A 14,671-nucleotide genomic window follows, 5' to 3' on the forward strand; every position below is an offset into this window, starting at 1 on the left:
TCAGATGACGGCCGAATGGCCACCGGCGAAACGCGCCGGGTTCAGTACTCGTGCCACTGCCGGAACGCGCCCGCGGCATTGCCCACCGGTGCGGGCGCGGCCTTGTGCGCGCCGCGCCGTGCCGCGACGACGAGTGTGGTTGCCAGGCAGGCGAGCAGGCCGGTGAAGATCAGTGCGCCGCCGATGACGAGCGGACCGACGAACGACGCGCCGACGCCGGGTCCGATGGCGGCCGAGATGTCCTCACCGTCCATCGCGACCTGGTACGTGCCGGGCCGGGATGTGGTGAACGCGTAGGCGACTCGGCCCTCGTGGCCGTCGACGCGATAACCCATACTGGATTCGCGGTGGCGCAGTTGGACGGGTTTGCCGTCCGGGTCGGTGATTTCGACGGTGACGGGGTGCGCGGGTTCGGAGAGGCGAGCGCCCTGATATTCGAGGTAGACGTAGTAGTCACCGCCGTCGGTGAGCCGCACCTGTGCGGGGCCCGGCGCGTTCGCCCGCTGGAATGCGGCGATCCGGTCTACGGGCCGCACGAAACCCGTTGCCGCGTAAACGATTCCACCGACGATTCCGATCACCGCGAATAGTGCGCCGAGGGCGAACCACCAGCCGGACGGGGTGATGCGCTCGGGTTCGCGCCGGGTGCTCGGATAAGCGGACGGCGCATAAGGTTGTGGCACAGGCGAGCCCTCCCGACTGCTGGCGATGTGGCGGCAGCCGACAGCCTACGACGCCGGCCGGCCGCCGCGTGCGCGGGTCGGCGGATCGGTGCGGTGTGTGCCGAATGCCCGGTGTGTCGTCGAGTGTCACAGTGACGCAACGGCATTGATCATCATTCGGCGTTGTACCGGTGCAGGTAGTCGGCGAACCGGGTGATGTCGGCATCGGGCCACTCGCGCAGGCGTTCGGCGAAGGCGGTCCGCCGGGCGTCCTCCGCTTCGCGCGCGACGCGTTTGCCCTCGCGGGTCGGTCGCAGGATGTGGTTGCGGCGGTTGGCCGGATCGATATCGCGTGTGAGGTAGCCGAGCCGCTCCAATGCTGTGACCTGCCTGCTGACGGTGGACTTGTCGAGCAGGAAGTGGGTGGCCAGGTCGGTGGCCTGGCAGCCGTCGCGCTCGATCACCAGGTCCAGGATGCTGAACGCGACGAGCGACAGTTCCGGATGCAGTTCGGCGGCGCGGCCGCGGGCGCGCCGGGCGAATGCGGTGAGCTCGCGCTGGATGGTGTCGATCGCCACGTCCCTCGGTCCGGTCATAGTTGTATGATACAACCATTATAGTTGTATTTACCAACCATTGGAGTGTGCATGGTGCAGCATCAACTCCGGCACGTCGCCGGACATCTACTGACGCCCCTGCTGATGTGCCTCGGCATGGCGCTGGCCTATCTGGGCGCCTTCCATCAGCCCGAGCCGAACCATCTGAAGGTCGCGGTGATCGGGACGACGCCCCAGGTCAAGGTGCTTGCCCAGACCATGAAGGACCGGGCGGGCGACAAGCTGGAGGTGCTCACCCTGCCGACCCGCGACGACGCGGTGCGCGAATTGCGGGACCGCACCCTGTCCGGGGCGTATGTTCCGGACGGGCAGCGACCCGAACTACTGGTGGCCAAGGCCGGCTCGGATACCACGGCCATGGCGGTCGAGGTGGTGTTCCAGCAGGTGTCCGGGCAGCAGGGGGTACCGCTCACCGTCACCGATATCGCGCCGCCCACCGGCGGTGATCCGACCGCGCAGGGCATCTTCTTCCTGCTCGTCGCGCTGAGCGTCGGATCGTACGGCAGCGTCGCGGCGATAGGTGCCGCCGGCGCCGGGCTGCGAATGGGCGTGCGCGCACTGCTCGGCCTCGGGGCCGCGCTGGCGGTCAGCGTGATCGGAATCGTCGTCGCCGGACCGGTTTTCCACGTCGTCGACCACGATCAGGCCGCCGTGTGGGCGCTGGCCCTGCTGTACTGCGCCGGAATCGTGCTGGTCGGCCTCGGCCTGCACACCTTCCTGCAGCGCTGGACGACGCTGGTGCTGATGATGTTGTTCGTCATGCTGAACTTCACCTCGTCCGGCGGTATCTACCGGCCCGAGTTGCAGAACGGCTTTTTCGGTGCGCTGCATGCGTTTTGGAATGGGGCGGGCTTCGTCGAAGGGGTGCGCGCGCTGCTGTACTTCGATGCGGGCGCGGGCTTCGGTGCGCGGGTGGTCAGCCTGTTCCTTTGGCTCGCAGCGGGTTTGGCGCTGGTGGTGATTGCGAGCATTGCCGAGAAGAAGCGCCGGGTGCCCGTCGCGCGGCATTCGGTCGATCGTGCCGCCGAGGAGGAGATGGAAGAGGCGGTCGCCGTGTAATCGACACGGCATCCGGAATGCGTTGGGAGCCTTGTCAGTCCGGTTTCGCGGCCGTTTTGGTATCCAACGGCACCAGCAGCCGGTGCGGCGTGCGCAGCGCGCGCGACACCGGATCGTCGCGGATCGAGAAATCGGCCCCCGGACCTGGATGGATCTCGAGTTCGGCGGGCCCCGGGGTGTTCCGGCAGGCCGTGCAGTAGCCGGTGGGATCGACCGCGGTGCCGCATGTCGTATGGATCCAGAGCCTGCGCGGCGCGCCCGGTGAGGTCTGGATATCGCCCCATTGGACCAGTGCGTAGAGGGCGGGCCACAGTGAGATGCCGCGCTCGGTGAGCACGTACTCGTCGCGGCCACCGTGCCGCTCCCTGGTCAGTAACCCATCCGCGACCAGCGCGGAAAGTCGTTGGGTGAGCACGGCTTTGGAGATGTCGAGATGTTCGGCGAAATCGGTGAACCGGCGCACGCCGTAGAAGGCGTCGCGCAGGATCAGCATCGTCCAGCGCTCACCGACCAGCTCCAGGGCGCGGGCCAGGCCGCAGTCCTGTCGTGCGTAGTCGACGCCGAGTGCCATCCGCCCAGTGTAGCCGAAATGGTCTGTTGACCGAACCATACCGCGGAACCTATAGTTCAAATGGTTCGGTCAACAGACCATAGGAGTGATATGCGCACCTCGGAATCGCGCACCCTGGCCGTGGCATCCGGCGGCACCCTGATCGCGCTGATCGCCTTCTGCGTCCCCCTCACCGCGATCAACGAGACCGCCACCGCCCTCGGCGCCGACTCCGGCGGGCGCATCTGGATTCTCAGCTCGATGAGCGTCGGGCTCGGCGCGGCGCTGCTCTCGGCGGGCACCATCGCCGACGACTACGGCAGGCGGCGCATTTTCGTCTCGGGTGCCGCGCTGTTCGCCGTCGCCTCCATCGCGGCGGCATTCGCGCCGGGCACAATTACATTCGTCATCGCGCGCATCGCCGAGGGTGTCGGTGGCGCGGCGTTGATCGCCGCCAGCCTCGGTCTGATCGCACACGCCTTTCCCGCGGGTCCGGCGCGCGCGGCGGCCAGCGGGGTGTGGGGCGCGTCCGTCGGCGGCGGAATCGCCCTGGGCCCCTTGCTCGCCGGCGTATCGGGTCGCTTCGCCGATTGGCGTGCGGCGTATTGGGTGATCGCGGCGGTGGCCGCCGTCATCGCGGTGGCCGCGGGCAAACTACTGGACGAATCCCGGGTCGAGCATCCGAGCAGGCTCGACGTGCCCGGCACGCTGCTGCTGGCCGCCGGGATGAGCGCACTGCTCGCCGCGCTCATCGAGGGCCGGTCCGGCGGTATCCGGCCCATCGTGGTCGGGCTCGCCGTCGCGGCGCCGGTGCTGCTCATCGCCTTCTTCGTCGTCGAATTGCGCAGCAGGGCGGCGATGCTCGATCCGCGGCTGTTCACCAGGCCCGCCTTCCTGGCCGCCACCGGCGCCGCCTTCGCCACCGGTATGGGCATCATCGCGCTCATGTCCTACTTGTCCGGCTTCGTCGGTGCGGCGCTGGGGATTTCGGTGCTCGGCGCGGCCTGGCTCATCTTCGCCTGGTCGGCGACCAGCGTCGTCACCGCGCTGTTCGCCCGCAGGATCCGGTTGTCCGGCCGGATCCAGCTCGCCATCGGACTCGCCGCCGTCGGAGTGGGTCAGCTCACACTGCTCGGGCTCGGGCCCGAATCCGGTTGGCAGCGCTTCGTGCCCAGCCTGATCGGCATCGGAATCGCCAGCGGCGTCGTCAATGCCGGACTCGGTCGCGAGGCGGTCGCCTCCGTTCCGGCGGGGCGCGGCAGCCTCGGCAGCGGCGCCAACAACACCGCCCGCTACGTCGGATCCGCCGTCGGCGTCACCGTTGTCTCGGTAATCGCGAGCGGCCCGGCGCATTCCGATGCGTCGGCGCTGTTCACGGGTTGGAACCACGCGACGCTGTTCACCGCCGCCGCATCGTTCGCGGGTGCGCTGCTGGTGCTGGCCTGCCGCCGACGCGGTGTCGTCCCGGCGCCGATCGCGGCCGCCGCGATCGGCGATAGCCTGAAACTCTAAGTGCCGCAACGAACTTCCGCATCGTGTAGTAGGGTTGGCCGCGAATTCGCCGGGCCCGGCAGTTTCGCCGCCGGGCCGGTTCGGCGATGCGACGATGGCAGGGGAGTGGATGAGACAGATCCTGTTCGCGGCGGGGATCGCCTTGGCGACGTCGATCCTATTGACACCGCTACTGATCAAGATCTTCACCAAACGCGGTTTCGGACAGGAGATCCGGCTGGAGGGACCGGCCAGTCATCAGGCCAAACGCGGCACGCCGACCATGGGCGGACTGGCCATCCTGATCGGCACCTGGACCGGATACCTGGGTTCACATCTGGTCGGCATGCGCTACGACGCCGACGGGCCGTCCGCATCGGCGCTGCTGGTGCTCGGCCTGGCCACCGCGCTCAGCGGGGTCGGCTTCATCGACGATTTCCTGAAACTACGAAATCGCCGCAATCTCGGGCTCACCGCCACCGGCAAATACATCGGACAGATCGGGTCCGCGCTGATCTTCGGCGTGCTGGCACTGCGGTTTCCGGGCGACCACGGGCTCACACCGGGGAGTAAACATCTCTCGCTCATCCGGGACGTGCCGACGATATCGCTCGGCGCACTCGGCTTTCTCGTCCTGGTCGGGCTCATCATCGTGTCCTGGTCCAATGCCGCCAACCTGACCGACGGCGCCGACGGATTGGCCGCGGGCTCCATCGGATTGGCGTTGGGCGGCTACACCATCATCACTTTCTGGCAGTATCAGCATTCCTGTGCGGCCCGGCCGGAAGCCGGCTGCTACAACGTCCGCGACCCGCTGGACCTGGCCCTGGTCTGCGCCGCCGCCGCGGCCGCGTGCGTCGGATTTCTCTGGTGGAATGCCGCGCCCGCGCGAATCATCATGGGCGACACCGGATCACTCATGCTGGGTGGTCTGCTCGCCGGACTTTCCGTCACCACCCGCACCGAATTGCTGATGATGGTCGTCGGCGCACTGTTCGTCGCCGAAATCTTCTCGGTGGTCCTGCAGGTGGCCGTCTTCCGCACCACCCGCGCCCGCCTGTTCAAAATGGCGCCCTTCCATCACCATTTCGAACTGAGCAAATGGGCCGAAACCGCGGTCGTCATCCGCTTCTGGATACTGAGCGGAATAGCGACCGCGATCGGTCTCGCCCTCTTCTACGGCGAATATCTCGGCGAGATCTGACCTCGCCGGTTCAGGTGAATGCGGTCGCGGTCATGACGATCAGCACGATGGTCAAGAACACCGGATATCCGATCGCGTGCAGGTGATCCGGAATCCTGACCACCGATCTCTTGACCAGCGCGATGGTCGGCAGCGCACCGGCCAGCAGGGCAAGCGCGGCGACGAGGTCGACGTGGCCGAATAATCCCTGACGCGAATCGGACTGTGCGGCAAAGGTGTACACCAGCGTGGCGACCAGTGCCACGGGGATGCTCAGCGGGTTCGCCAGCGCGGCGGCCTCGGCCATCGATAATCCACGGCGGCGCAGCAGCGGTACGGTGACGACACTGCCGCCGACGCCGAGAAATGCTGCGACAGTTCCGATTCCGACGCCGCCGAGCACCGACATCGTCTTCCCGAGTGGTTCGGGGCGGGCGGCGCGGGTGAGGAATCCGCCGCGCAGGACGATATCGGCGATCGCGACGAGCAGGTAGACGACGAACAGAATGTGCAATGTCTTGTCCGACACCGTATTCGCCGCCAGCGCGCCGATGACGGCGCCGACCGCGATGAAGCCCCAGAGGGGATGCAGATAGTCACGCCGCAACCCGCCGGAACGCGCGTGGGTGACGGTCGCGATCGTCGCGTTGACGACCATGACCGCCGCCGATGTGGCGACCGCGACATGCATCGCCTCCGATCTGGACGCGGCCGCCGAGATGGCGTAGATGACGGGCACGGTGACGAAGCCGCCACCGAAGCCGAACAGGACCGTCGTTACACCCGTCAAACATCCGAAACCCATCATGACCAGCAGTGATATCCACACAGACGCACGGTACGGCCAGCGGGGTATGGCGCACATTCGATGCTCTGCCATTAGCTTTCGAGAATCCGGCACCTCCGGCGTACGCTCGTCGAAATGCGGAACGTGCTGGTGGACGAGGTCGACTCGATCGAACGGGCCATCCTGGCCATCGGCACGGACTATCCGGCGCACCATTCGCTGCCGACCCATCGGCATCGCCGGGCGCAGGTTCTCTATGCGGCAGACGGCATCATGCGGGTCGACACCGAACATGGGACATGGACGGTTCCGACCCGGCGAGCCGTGCTGATCCCGCCAGGCATCGATCATCGGGTCCTGATGGAGGGTGTCAGCACGCGCAGCCTGTATCTGGAACCCGGTGCGGTGCCGTGGTTTCCGGCGCGCTGCCAGGTGGTCGAGGTGTCGCCGCTGCTGCGCGAACTGATCTTGGCGGCGGTGGATATGCCGCCCGAGTACAACATCGGCGGTCGAGACGGTGCGCTGACCGATCTGATCCTCTACGAACTCCGGACGTTGACACCGCTACCCCTCGAACTGCCCCTACCGGTTCGCGCGGACCTGCGGGACCTGTGTGAGGCCTTCCAGCGGACCCCGTCGATTCGATCGACGCCCGAAAGTTGGGCCGGGCGAATGCGTGTCAGCACACGCACCTTCAACCGCGTCTTTCGCGCCGAAACCGGGCTCACCTTCCAACAGTGGCGGCAACGGGCCTGCGTCGCGCACGCCATGCGCGCGCTGATGTCGGGAGCGGCGGTCACCGCGGTCGCGGCCGAACTCGGCTACGAAACACCGGCCGCCTTCTCGGTCATGTTCCACCGGGAAATGCGAACGCCGCCAAGCGCTTTCCGGCCCAGGTCCGGTGTCGAAGTCCGGGCGGGGGGTGCGCTGGGCGCGCGGGCGATGGATGATCGAGGGAGAGCGTGATTCCGGACGAACAGTGGGGTCGGAATGAGTTCGCAATTCGGTGTGATTCGGCCGCCTGCCGTGCCGTTGGCGGTGCGGTCTCCTTATCTGTCCACCTGGCTGGCGGGGGATCGGTTGGCGGGGACGTGGGCGACATTATGGGCGGGGCAGATTACCGCGTTGACGGGTATCGTGCGGGTCGACGGGGCGGCGTATCTGTTCGCCGGTGCGGTTGGTTCACCGGAACTGCCTGTGCTGCAACAAGTTTCGATTTCGGTGACGGCGACCCGATCGATTTTCGTATTCGATGGCGGCGGTATCGAATTGACCGTGACGTTCTTCTCCCCGGTCGACCTGTCCGACCTGCGTCGCCAAAGCGTTCCGATGTCCTATATCACCGTGACGGCCCGCTGTGTCGACGGCGGTTCGCATGATGTCGCGGTCTACCTGGATATCACCGGCGAGTGGGCGCACGGCGATCGGAGCCGGAGCATCGACTGGGATGTGCGAGTGGCGGATTCGCAACGCGCGCTGAGCTTCGCACCGGTCGACCCGGCCGTGCTGGCCGAGGACTCGGAGCAGGCATCGTGGGGGACGGTGGTATTCGCGACGGACGCGGATTCGGGGTTGACCTATCTGATCGCCGACGCGGACGCGGCGCGCGCCGCCGGTGCGGCGGGTCCGTTGGCCGATACGGTCGAGCCCGGTCCGCGCGGAATCGACGACCGCTGGCCGGTTTTCGCGTTCAGCCGGGATCTCGGCACCGTCACCGCGCAGACGCCGAGCCCGGAAATGGTGGTGACGATCGGACATGTCCGCACACCCGCGGTCAGCTATCTCGGTGCGCCGCTTGCCCCTTGGTGGCACACGTACTGGGCGGACTGGCCGGATATGTTGGGCTGGTTCCGCGCCGACTACCCCGCCGCACTCGCCGCGGCGAGCGGTATCGACGCCCGCATAATCGCGGATGCCGCAAGCATTTTCGGCGCGGGCGCCACCGCCGACCAATACGCGACGATCGCGGCGCTGGCCATGCGGCAGGCGGTCGGCGGCACCGAACTGGTCGATCACGACGGTGCGCCATGGGCATTTCTGAAGGAGATTTCCAGCGACGGCAACGTCTCCACGGTCGACGTCGTGTATCCGGCCGCGCCCGCATTTCTGTATCTGGCGCCGAATTACCTTCGGCTGCTGCTGAATCCGCTGCTGGAGTACGTGCGGGCGGGCAATTGGCCGCAGCCGTTCGCGCCGCACGACCTGGGCGCGCGCTACCCGGTCGCGGACGGCCACAACGACGGCGGCGGCGAGAATATGCCGGTCGAGGAGTCGGCGAATCTGCTGATCATGTGCGCGGCCCTGATCGGGCGGCCGGCCACCGCCGACACGACCGCACTGCTCACCGAGTACTACCCGCAGCTGCGCGCCTGGGCCGAATACCTGGTGCCGAACGCGCTCGATCCGCCGCTGCAGAATCAGACCGACGATTTCGCCGGACCGATCGCGCACAGCTGTAACCTCGCGCTCAAGGGGATCATCGGGATCGGTGCGATGAGCCTGATCGCGCAGGCGACCGGCAATGCCGACGACCGGAATCGCTACGACTCGATCGCACGCGACTACATCGCCCAGTGGGCGGCCAGGGCGCCGGATCCGACAGGCTCCCACCTCCAACTCGCCTACGACGACCCCGGCACCTGGAGCATCAAATACAACGGATACGCCGACCGCCTACTCGGCCTGAATCTCGTTCCGCCCGAAGTGATTACCCAAGAGGCCACGTGGTATGCCGGGCAGGCGAACGACTTCGGCGTCCCACTGGACAACCGGCACACCTACACCAAAGCCGACTGGGAATTGTGGACCGCGGCCTTCCTGATCAACGAACCAACCGCCCGCGACCTGCTGGTACGATCGGTCTACCGATTCGCCGACACCACCGGCGATCGGGTACCGCTCACCGACTGGTACGACACGGTCTCCGGCCAGCGCGTCGGATTCGCCGCCCGCCCGGTCGTCGGCGGACTGTTCGCCCTGCTCACCCTCGCCCAACCCGGTTGTGCGGGAACGTGATTGCCCCATCTACGACCGCGCGGGCCCCGATGACCCGGCACTGTGGCTGTCCATGCGCTATGTCGATGGCGGCGAGGTCGACGCGCTGCTTGCGGCGCATCCCGGCGGACTCCCCACCGACCGGGTGTTGTCGCTGTCCTTCTGTCCGGATGGATCGCTGCTCGCCTCGGGCAGCGAGGAGCGCACGGTGCGGGGCCGGGAGCTGACCGCCGAATCCGGTTCGCGATATCGCGGCAGCGGGGATGAAGCGCAGCTCACGCGGTTGGACCTCGGCCGTTCGTGCGTGATAAGAGATTTGTCATGTCATCGAACCCCGCTATCGCCCGCGCCGGTGCATTCGAGAGCCTGACGAGCGTCTTCGTGACACTGTGAAGGCCGCTCGAGTAGGGGTCGCGCCCGCCGAATCGGTTCGGTCCGGGTACCGGACGGATCTGGATGGGTTGCGTGGCTTCGCGATCGCGCTGGTGGTGGCGTTCCACGTGTGGTTCGGGCGGGTGTCCGGCGGTGTCGACATATTTCTGGTGCTGTCCGGATTCTTCTTCACCGGATCGCTGCTGCGGCGCGCCGAATCGACCGGTGCGGTGGCGCTGCGGGAGACCGCGCGGCGCACCGTGCGGAGGTTGCTGCCCACGCTGGTGGTCGTGCTGGCGACGGTGGCCGCCGCCACGGTGGTGTTGCGGCCGTATACGCAGTGGATGGATATGGCGGGGCAGCTGCTGGCCTCGCTGCTGTACTACCAGAACTGGCGGCTCGCGCTGTCCTGGAGTGACTATCTGGCCGCGGATCCGTCGGTGAGCCCGCTGCAGCACCTGTGGTCGATGGCGGTGCAGGGACAGTTCTATGTTGTTGCGCTGCTTGGTGTTTGGTTGCTGGTCGCGGTGTGCGGCGCACGGTGGGCGCGCCCGGTCGCGGCAGTGGTGTTCGGCGGGCTGGCAATCGCCTCGTTCGGCTATGCCGCGCACGGCGTCGCGACGCATCAGGGCTGGAACTACTACGACAGCGCGGCCAGGGCATGGGAATTGCTGGCGGGGGCATTGCTCGCCGTCGTCGCACCGCTCGTCGCGCTGCCGAAGCCGGCGCGGGTGCTGCTGGCCTTCGCCGGATTCGCGAGCGTCGTGGCGTGCGGCTGGGTTTTCGATGGCGCGAATGTCTTTCCCGGCTCTGCCGCGCTGGTCCCGGTGTGCGCCGCGGCCGCGCTGATCCTGGCCGCGAACAATGCCGAGCCGCCGCTGCCGAACCGCCTGCTGGCGGCCGCGCCTATGGTGCGGCTCGGAGAGCTGGCATACGCCCTGTACCTGTGGCATTGGCCACTGCTGATCTTCGTGCTCGCCGAGCGCGGCACCCCGACCGCCGGGCTGGAGACCGGCACCGCGGTGATCGCCGCGTCGCTGATGTTGGCGTACCTCACCAATCGGCTCGTCGAGTCGCCGCTGCGCGCGGGCGCGATCTCCTCGGCCTACCGCAGGCGCGGCGGACGACTGGTCGCCGCGCTCGGTGTGCTGCTGCTCGCGGTCACCGCGGGCGCTCAACTGGTGCATTACGCGAATCCGCCCCGGCCCATCGCGATGCTGGATCCGGTCCGGTATCCGGGCGCCGAAGCATTGGCCGCGGGCGCGACGGTGCCGCGAGTTCCCATGCGGCCCACCATTTTCGAGGGGTCCGCCGACTATCCCGATCCGACGGTGGACGGTTGCATCGCCGATTGGGACACCCGGGAGGTGATCACCTGCGCCTACGGTGACCAGGCCGCGGCGCGGACCATCGCGGTGGTCGGCAGCTCACATGCCGAGCACTGGATTCCGGCGCTGAAAGTGCTTGCCAGGGAACACAATTTCCGGATCACCGTCTATTTGAAGATGGGTTGCCCGCTGACGGTCGCGGCGGAACCCAGCTACAAGGGCGAGGCGAATCCGGACTGTCGCGACTGGTCGCGGGAGGTGATCGATCGGCTCGGCGCCGACCGTCCGGACTGGGTGTTCACCACCGGCACCCGCCCGCGCGACGGCGCGGGCGACGAGACGCCCGACGACTACCTCCAGGTGTGGTCCGAGCTGGCCGACCGCGGGCTGAAGGTGGCCGCCGTGCGCGATACCCCGTGGCTGCGCCGCGACGGCGTTCGCTACCGTGCCATCGATTGCCTTGCGCGCCAAGATGATCGAATCGGCTGCGGAATGCGGCGCACGGATGCGCTCGACCCGGTTGATCCGGCCGCCGCGCCCGCCGCCGCCTTTCCCAACGTCTTCCCGCTGGATCTCACCGACGCGGTCTGCGAGCCGCTGGTCTGCCCGGTGAGCGCGGGTAACGTCCTGATCTACCACGACGAACATCACCTCACCGCCAGCTACTCTCGTTCCCTGGCACCGGAATTGGGGCGCCGGCTCGGCCCGATTCTCGGCTGGTGGTGATGGTCAGGCGGGGCGGGTCGCGCGATAGTAGGTGAGCAGTCCGAGGGCGCGCCGCGGCTCCGCGAAGAGCACATCGCATTCGAAACCCGTCTCGCGCAACAGTTTCGGTATCCGATCACCCAAATTGCCCTCCAGGGCGCCGGTGCGGTGCATGAGGCGGGAGAGCACGCCGTGGTGCTGGTGGATATCGCCCGCGACATCGACGATGTGCAATCGCCCGCCCGGGCGCAGTACCCGGAAAACCTCCTGCATCGCCTGCGTTTTCACGTCTGCGTCCAGGTGGTGCAGCATCAGCGAGGAGAGTACCCGGTCGAAGCTGCCGTCCGGGTACGGCAGCTCCTGGGCGTAGGCGCGTTCGAAGCGAATTCCGGTCAAGTCCTCGGCCTTCCGCTGCGCGCGGGCCAGCGCCCGCGGGTCCGGATCGGAGCCGGTGACCTCGGCGGCGGGCTGGGATCGCTTCGCCATGATGGTGAGATTGCCGGTGCCGCAGCCGATTTCGAGCACTCGCTGCCCGGCTTCGAGCTCCGCCTGCACGATCAGCGCGGCATGCATCTTGGTGCTGCCGAGCAACCGGGTCAACAGGTCATAGGTCGGCAGCAGCAGATCGTGCCCGGCGGCGGGCAGATAGTCGTGGCGGTTTCCCAAGGCATCGGTGACGCTTCCGGGATGATGTTTGGTCATATGTCATATGATGAGCCCCGGTTTATCTGCGCAATTGGGTGATTGTTCGCGATATCGGGATTATCTTCGGTGTCATGACGGAGATGTCCCGGCTGGTGCGGCACGAGCGCGGCATCCCGGTTTTCGACTACCGGACCGATCCGGTGACGCCGCCGGTATCGGTGCTGCGCATGCATCGGCCCGGCAGGCCCGGTCCGGATGGGCGGCATATCCACGACTTTCCGGTGCTGTTCTATACGGCGGGCATCGTCCACGTCGTCGCGCCCGGCCGGGTGATCGATCTTCCGGTGGAGCACGGTCTCGGCTGCGGTACCGTCGTCGCATTCGATCCGAGGGCGCTCGGCGGGGCGGCCCGGCCCGCTTGGGCGTCACACCCGCTGCTGTACCCATTCCTGCACGGCAGTTCCGATGGGTTGCTGCGTCTTTCGGTACCCGATGGCCGAGACGTGTTCTGGGAGAACACGATCTCCGCCATCGAAGCCGAAATCGCCGGACGCCGGGAGGGCTATCGTCAGGCGGCGCTCGCCTATCTGACGCTGCTGTTGATCGAGCTGGCCAGGATGGCCGCCGATGTGGTCGGTGATCTGCGGCGCAGTGGTGAACCGCTGCTCGCCGCGGTATTCGAGGCGATAGACGACCACATCGGCGAACCGCTGTCGCTGCGCGATGTCGCGCGTGCGGTCGGTATGACACCGGGCCACCTCACCACCGTGGTCCGCCGCCGCACCGGCCGCACCGTGCAGGACTGGATCGTCGAACGCCGGATGACCGAGGCGCGCAGGCTGCTCACCGAAACCGAACTGCCCATCGGCGAGATCGCCCGCCGCGTCGGCATGGCCGATCCCGGCTACTTCACCCGGGTGTTCCGGCGCGAGAACGGTGCGCCGCCGCGGCGCTGGCGGGAGCGGTCGGCGGCGCGGTGATACGCGGGTAGGCCGCCCCTACTCGTTCGCGCGGGCGATGGCGCGCTGCATCATCGTGCGGATGCCGGGCAGCCGCATGGCGCGGATCATCATCTCGTTCGCGAAGATATGCGCCTTCGTCGGCGGGGCGAATTGGGCTGTGCCCTTGCGGGCCAACGCCTGTCGCTTGCGCACCTCGGGCCGCAGCGCCGCCTCCCACGCGGCGAGCGCGGCCGGGATATCGTCGCCGTGCGCGTCGAGTTCGTCGCCGAGCCGGTCGGCGCCGGTGAGCGCGAGTGCGGCCCCGTGCCCGGCGAAAACCGTTACGCACCAGGCGGAATCGCCGAGCAACAGCACCCGGCCGCTACTCCATCGGTTCAGCACGATCTGGCTGACCGAGTCGAAGTAGGCCGCGCCGGGGTCGCGGGCGAGTTGGCGCAGGGCGTTGGGCACGCCGCCTTCCAGATCGCCGAAAGCGGTGGTGAGCGCGTCCACCGCCCCCCGCTTCAGCTCCGTTTCCGGGTCTTCGCTGTAGTAGGTGAAGAATGCCGAGGACCGGCCGGGCCCGAGGTTCATCACCGCCGCCGTGCGGCGCACCCCGATGAAGGTGGTGCCCGCGCCCTCCGGCACGCCGTCCGGAGTTCCATCCAGCGGCAGCGCGCCGACCATATGTTTCAGCTCGACCCGGCAATCGGTGGCCTCGCCGAACAGCAGTCCGCGCACAACCGAATGCACGCCGTCGGCGCCGACCAGCAGGTCGGCCGTTTCGCGGCTGCCGTCGGCGAATTCGATATCGACCTCGTCCCGGCCGGGTACGACGGCTCGGACGGTGGTGCCGAACCGGATCGGGACGATCTCCGAAATCTCCTCGTAGAGAACGGTTTCGAGGTCTCCCCGGAAGACGGTGAGCATCCGGGAGCCGAGGGCCTGCGCCGCGGCGGCGGGCACGGTGAATTTCGCGCTGCCGTCGGCCCTGGTCAGGATCGAGGTGAAGAATCCGATATCGCGCGCGACGAGCTGGGGCAGTATGCCGAGGCGCCCGGCCGTGTCGTAGGCCTGACCGGGCAGGTTGACCAGATAACCGCTGCTGCGCCGCCCCGGCGCGCGCTCGACCACCAGCACCCGCCAACCCGACCGGTGCAGGCGCAATGCGGTGGCCAGGCCCGCGATTCCGGCACCGATGATCACCGCCCGTTTGGCCGGTGTGTCGGCACGGCCCGGCCGGTCGCCGTGCGCCTGTGCGCTTCCGCCGTTGTTCGTCACTCTCGCGATCCTCTCGGTTTGAGCAGTTGTTCAAATCGAGTATGAGCATGTGTTCA

At 67.6% G+C, this 14,671-nt stretch carries 14 protein-coding genes; 8 read left to right on the top strand and 6 right to left on the bottom strand.

What is annotated here, in order from left to right:
* Positions 1-41: 41 nt before the first annotated feature.
* Positions 42-683, bottom strand: coding sequence for a hypothetical protein (locus tag F5544_RS10430; RefSeq protein ID WP_167473008.1), 642 nt, complete (start codon positions 681-683; stop codon positions 42-44).
* 152 nt (positions 684-835) lie between these two features.
* Positions 836-1,258: a MarR family winged helix-turn-helix transcriptional regulator gene (locus F5544_RS10435; protein ID WP_167473009.1), complete on the bottom strand. Its 423-nt coding sequence runs from the start codon at positions 1,256-1,258 to the stop codon at positions 836-838.
* Between the two features lie 51 nt (positions 1,259-1,309).
* Between F5544_RS10435 and F5544_RS10440 the strand changes: the two genes are divergently transcribed.
* Complete coding sequence (locus tag F5544_RS10440; RefSeq protein ID WP_167473010.1) at positions 1,310-2,338, top strand: hypothetical protein; 1,029 nt, start codon at positions 1,310-1,312, stop codon at positions 2,336-2,338.
* A 34-nt stretch (positions 2,339-2,372) separates the two neighbouring features.
* Here the strand turns inward: F5544_RS10440 and F5544_RS10445 are convergent, their stop codons facing one another.
* Complete coding sequence (locus F5544_RS10445; protein ID WP_167473011.1) at positions 2,373-2,909, bottom strand: winged helix-turn-helix transcriptional regulator; 537 nt, start codon at positions 2,907-2,909, stop codon at positions 2,373-2,375.
* A gap of 90 nt (positions 2,910-2,999) precedes the next feature.
* Between F5544_RS10445 and F5544_RS10450 the strand changes: the two genes are divergently transcribed.
* Together F5544_RS10450 and mraY are read left to right on the top strand one after the other, a co-directional pair.
* Positions 3,000-4,400 carry an MFS transporter gene (locus tag F5544_RS10450; protein WP_238847186.1) on the top strand — a complete coding sequence of 467 codons (1,401 nt, stop codon included), beginning with the start codon at positions 3,000-3,002 and terminating at the stop codon, positions 4,398-4,400.
* A gap of 109 nt (positions 4,401-4,509) precedes the next feature.
* The gene (gene mraY / locus F5544_RS10455) at positions 4,510-5,583 is read left to right on the top strand and encodes a phospho-N-acetylmuramoyl-pentapeptide-transferase (RefSeq protein WP_167473013.1); all 1,074 of its coding nucleotides are present in this window, start codon (positions 4,510-4,512) and stop codon (positions 5,581-5,583) included.
* Between the two features lie 10 nt (positions 5,584-5,593).
* Here the strand turns inward: mraY and F5544_RS10460 are convergent, their stop codons facing one another.
* Complete coding sequence (locus F5544_RS10460) at positions 5,594-6,391, bottom strand: sulfite exporter TauE/SafE family protein (protein ID WP_167473014.1); 798 nt, start codon at positions 6,389-6,391, stop codon at positions 5,594-5,596.
* Positions 6,392-6,484: 93 nt separating this feature from the next.
* On the opposite strand from F5544_RS10460, the gene F5544_RS10465 reads away from it, so the two are divergent.
* From F5544_RS10465 to F5544_RS10480, 4 genes are read left to right on the top strand one after another with little or no spacing between them, the layout of a single operon-like run.
* Positions 6,485-7,315: an AraC family transcriptional regulator gene (locus F5544_RS10465; RefSeq protein ID WP_167473015.1), complete on the top strand. Its 831-nt coding sequence runs from the start codon at positions 6,485-6,487 to the stop codon at positions 7,313-7,315.
* A 24-nt stretch (positions 7,316-7,339) separates the two neighbouring features.
* On the top strand, positions 7,340-9,364 hold the full coding sequence (locus tag F5544_RS10470; RefSeq protein WP_167473016.1) for a glutaminase family protein: 2,025 nt from the start codon (positions 7,340-7,342) through the stop codon (positions 9,362-9,364).
* Positions 9,351-9,713 (top strand): WD40 repeat domain-containing protein, encoded by a 363-nt coding sequence (locus F5544_RS10475; protein WP_167473017.1) that lies wholly within the window; start codon positions 9,351-9,353, stop codon positions 9,711-9,713. Before F5544_RS10470 ends, F5544_RS10475 begins: the two co-directional genes overlap by 14 nt.
* Before the next feature lie 19 nt (positions 9,714-9,732).
* On the top strand, positions 9,733-11,769 hold the full coding sequence (locus tag F5544_RS10480; RefSeq protein ID WP_167473018.1) for an acyltransferase family protein: 2,037 nt from the start codon (positions 9,733-9,735) through the stop codon (positions 11,767-11,769).
* Between the two features lie 3 nt (positions 11,770-11,772).
* On the opposite strand, the gene F5544_RS10485 is transcribed toward F5544_RS10480, so the two are convergent.
* Positions 11,773-12,450 carry a class I SAM-dependent methyltransferase gene (locus tag F5544_RS10485; protein WP_167473019.1) on the bottom strand — a complete coding sequence of 226 codons (678 nt, stop codon included), beginning with the start codon at positions 12,448-12,450 and terminating at the stop codon, positions 11,773-11,775.
* 74 nt (positions 12,451-12,524) lie between these two features.
* Between F5544_RS10485 and F5544_RS10490 the strand changes: the two genes are divergently transcribed.
* Entirely contained in the window at positions 12,525-13,373 is an 849-nt protein-coding gene (locus F5544_RS10490; protein ID WP_167473020.1) for a helix-turn-helix transcriptional regulator, read from the top strand.
* An 18-nt stretch (positions 13,374-13,391) separates the two neighbouring features.
* Here F5544_RS10490 and F5544_RS10495 read toward each other — a convergent pair whose 3' ends face one another.
* On the bottom strand, positions 13,392-14,615 hold the full coding sequence (locus F5544_RS10495) for an FAD-dependent oxidoreductase (RefSeq protein ID WP_167473021.1): 1,224 nt from the start codon (positions 14,613-14,615) through the stop codon (positions 13,392-13,394).
* Positions 14,616-14,671: the final 56 nt, after the last annotated feature.

It is taken from the genome of Nocardia arthritidis, from assembly GCF_011801145.1.
Lineage (GTDB): Bacteria > Actinomycetota > Actinomycetes > Mycobacteriales > Mycobacteriaceae > Nocardia > Nocardia arthritidis_A.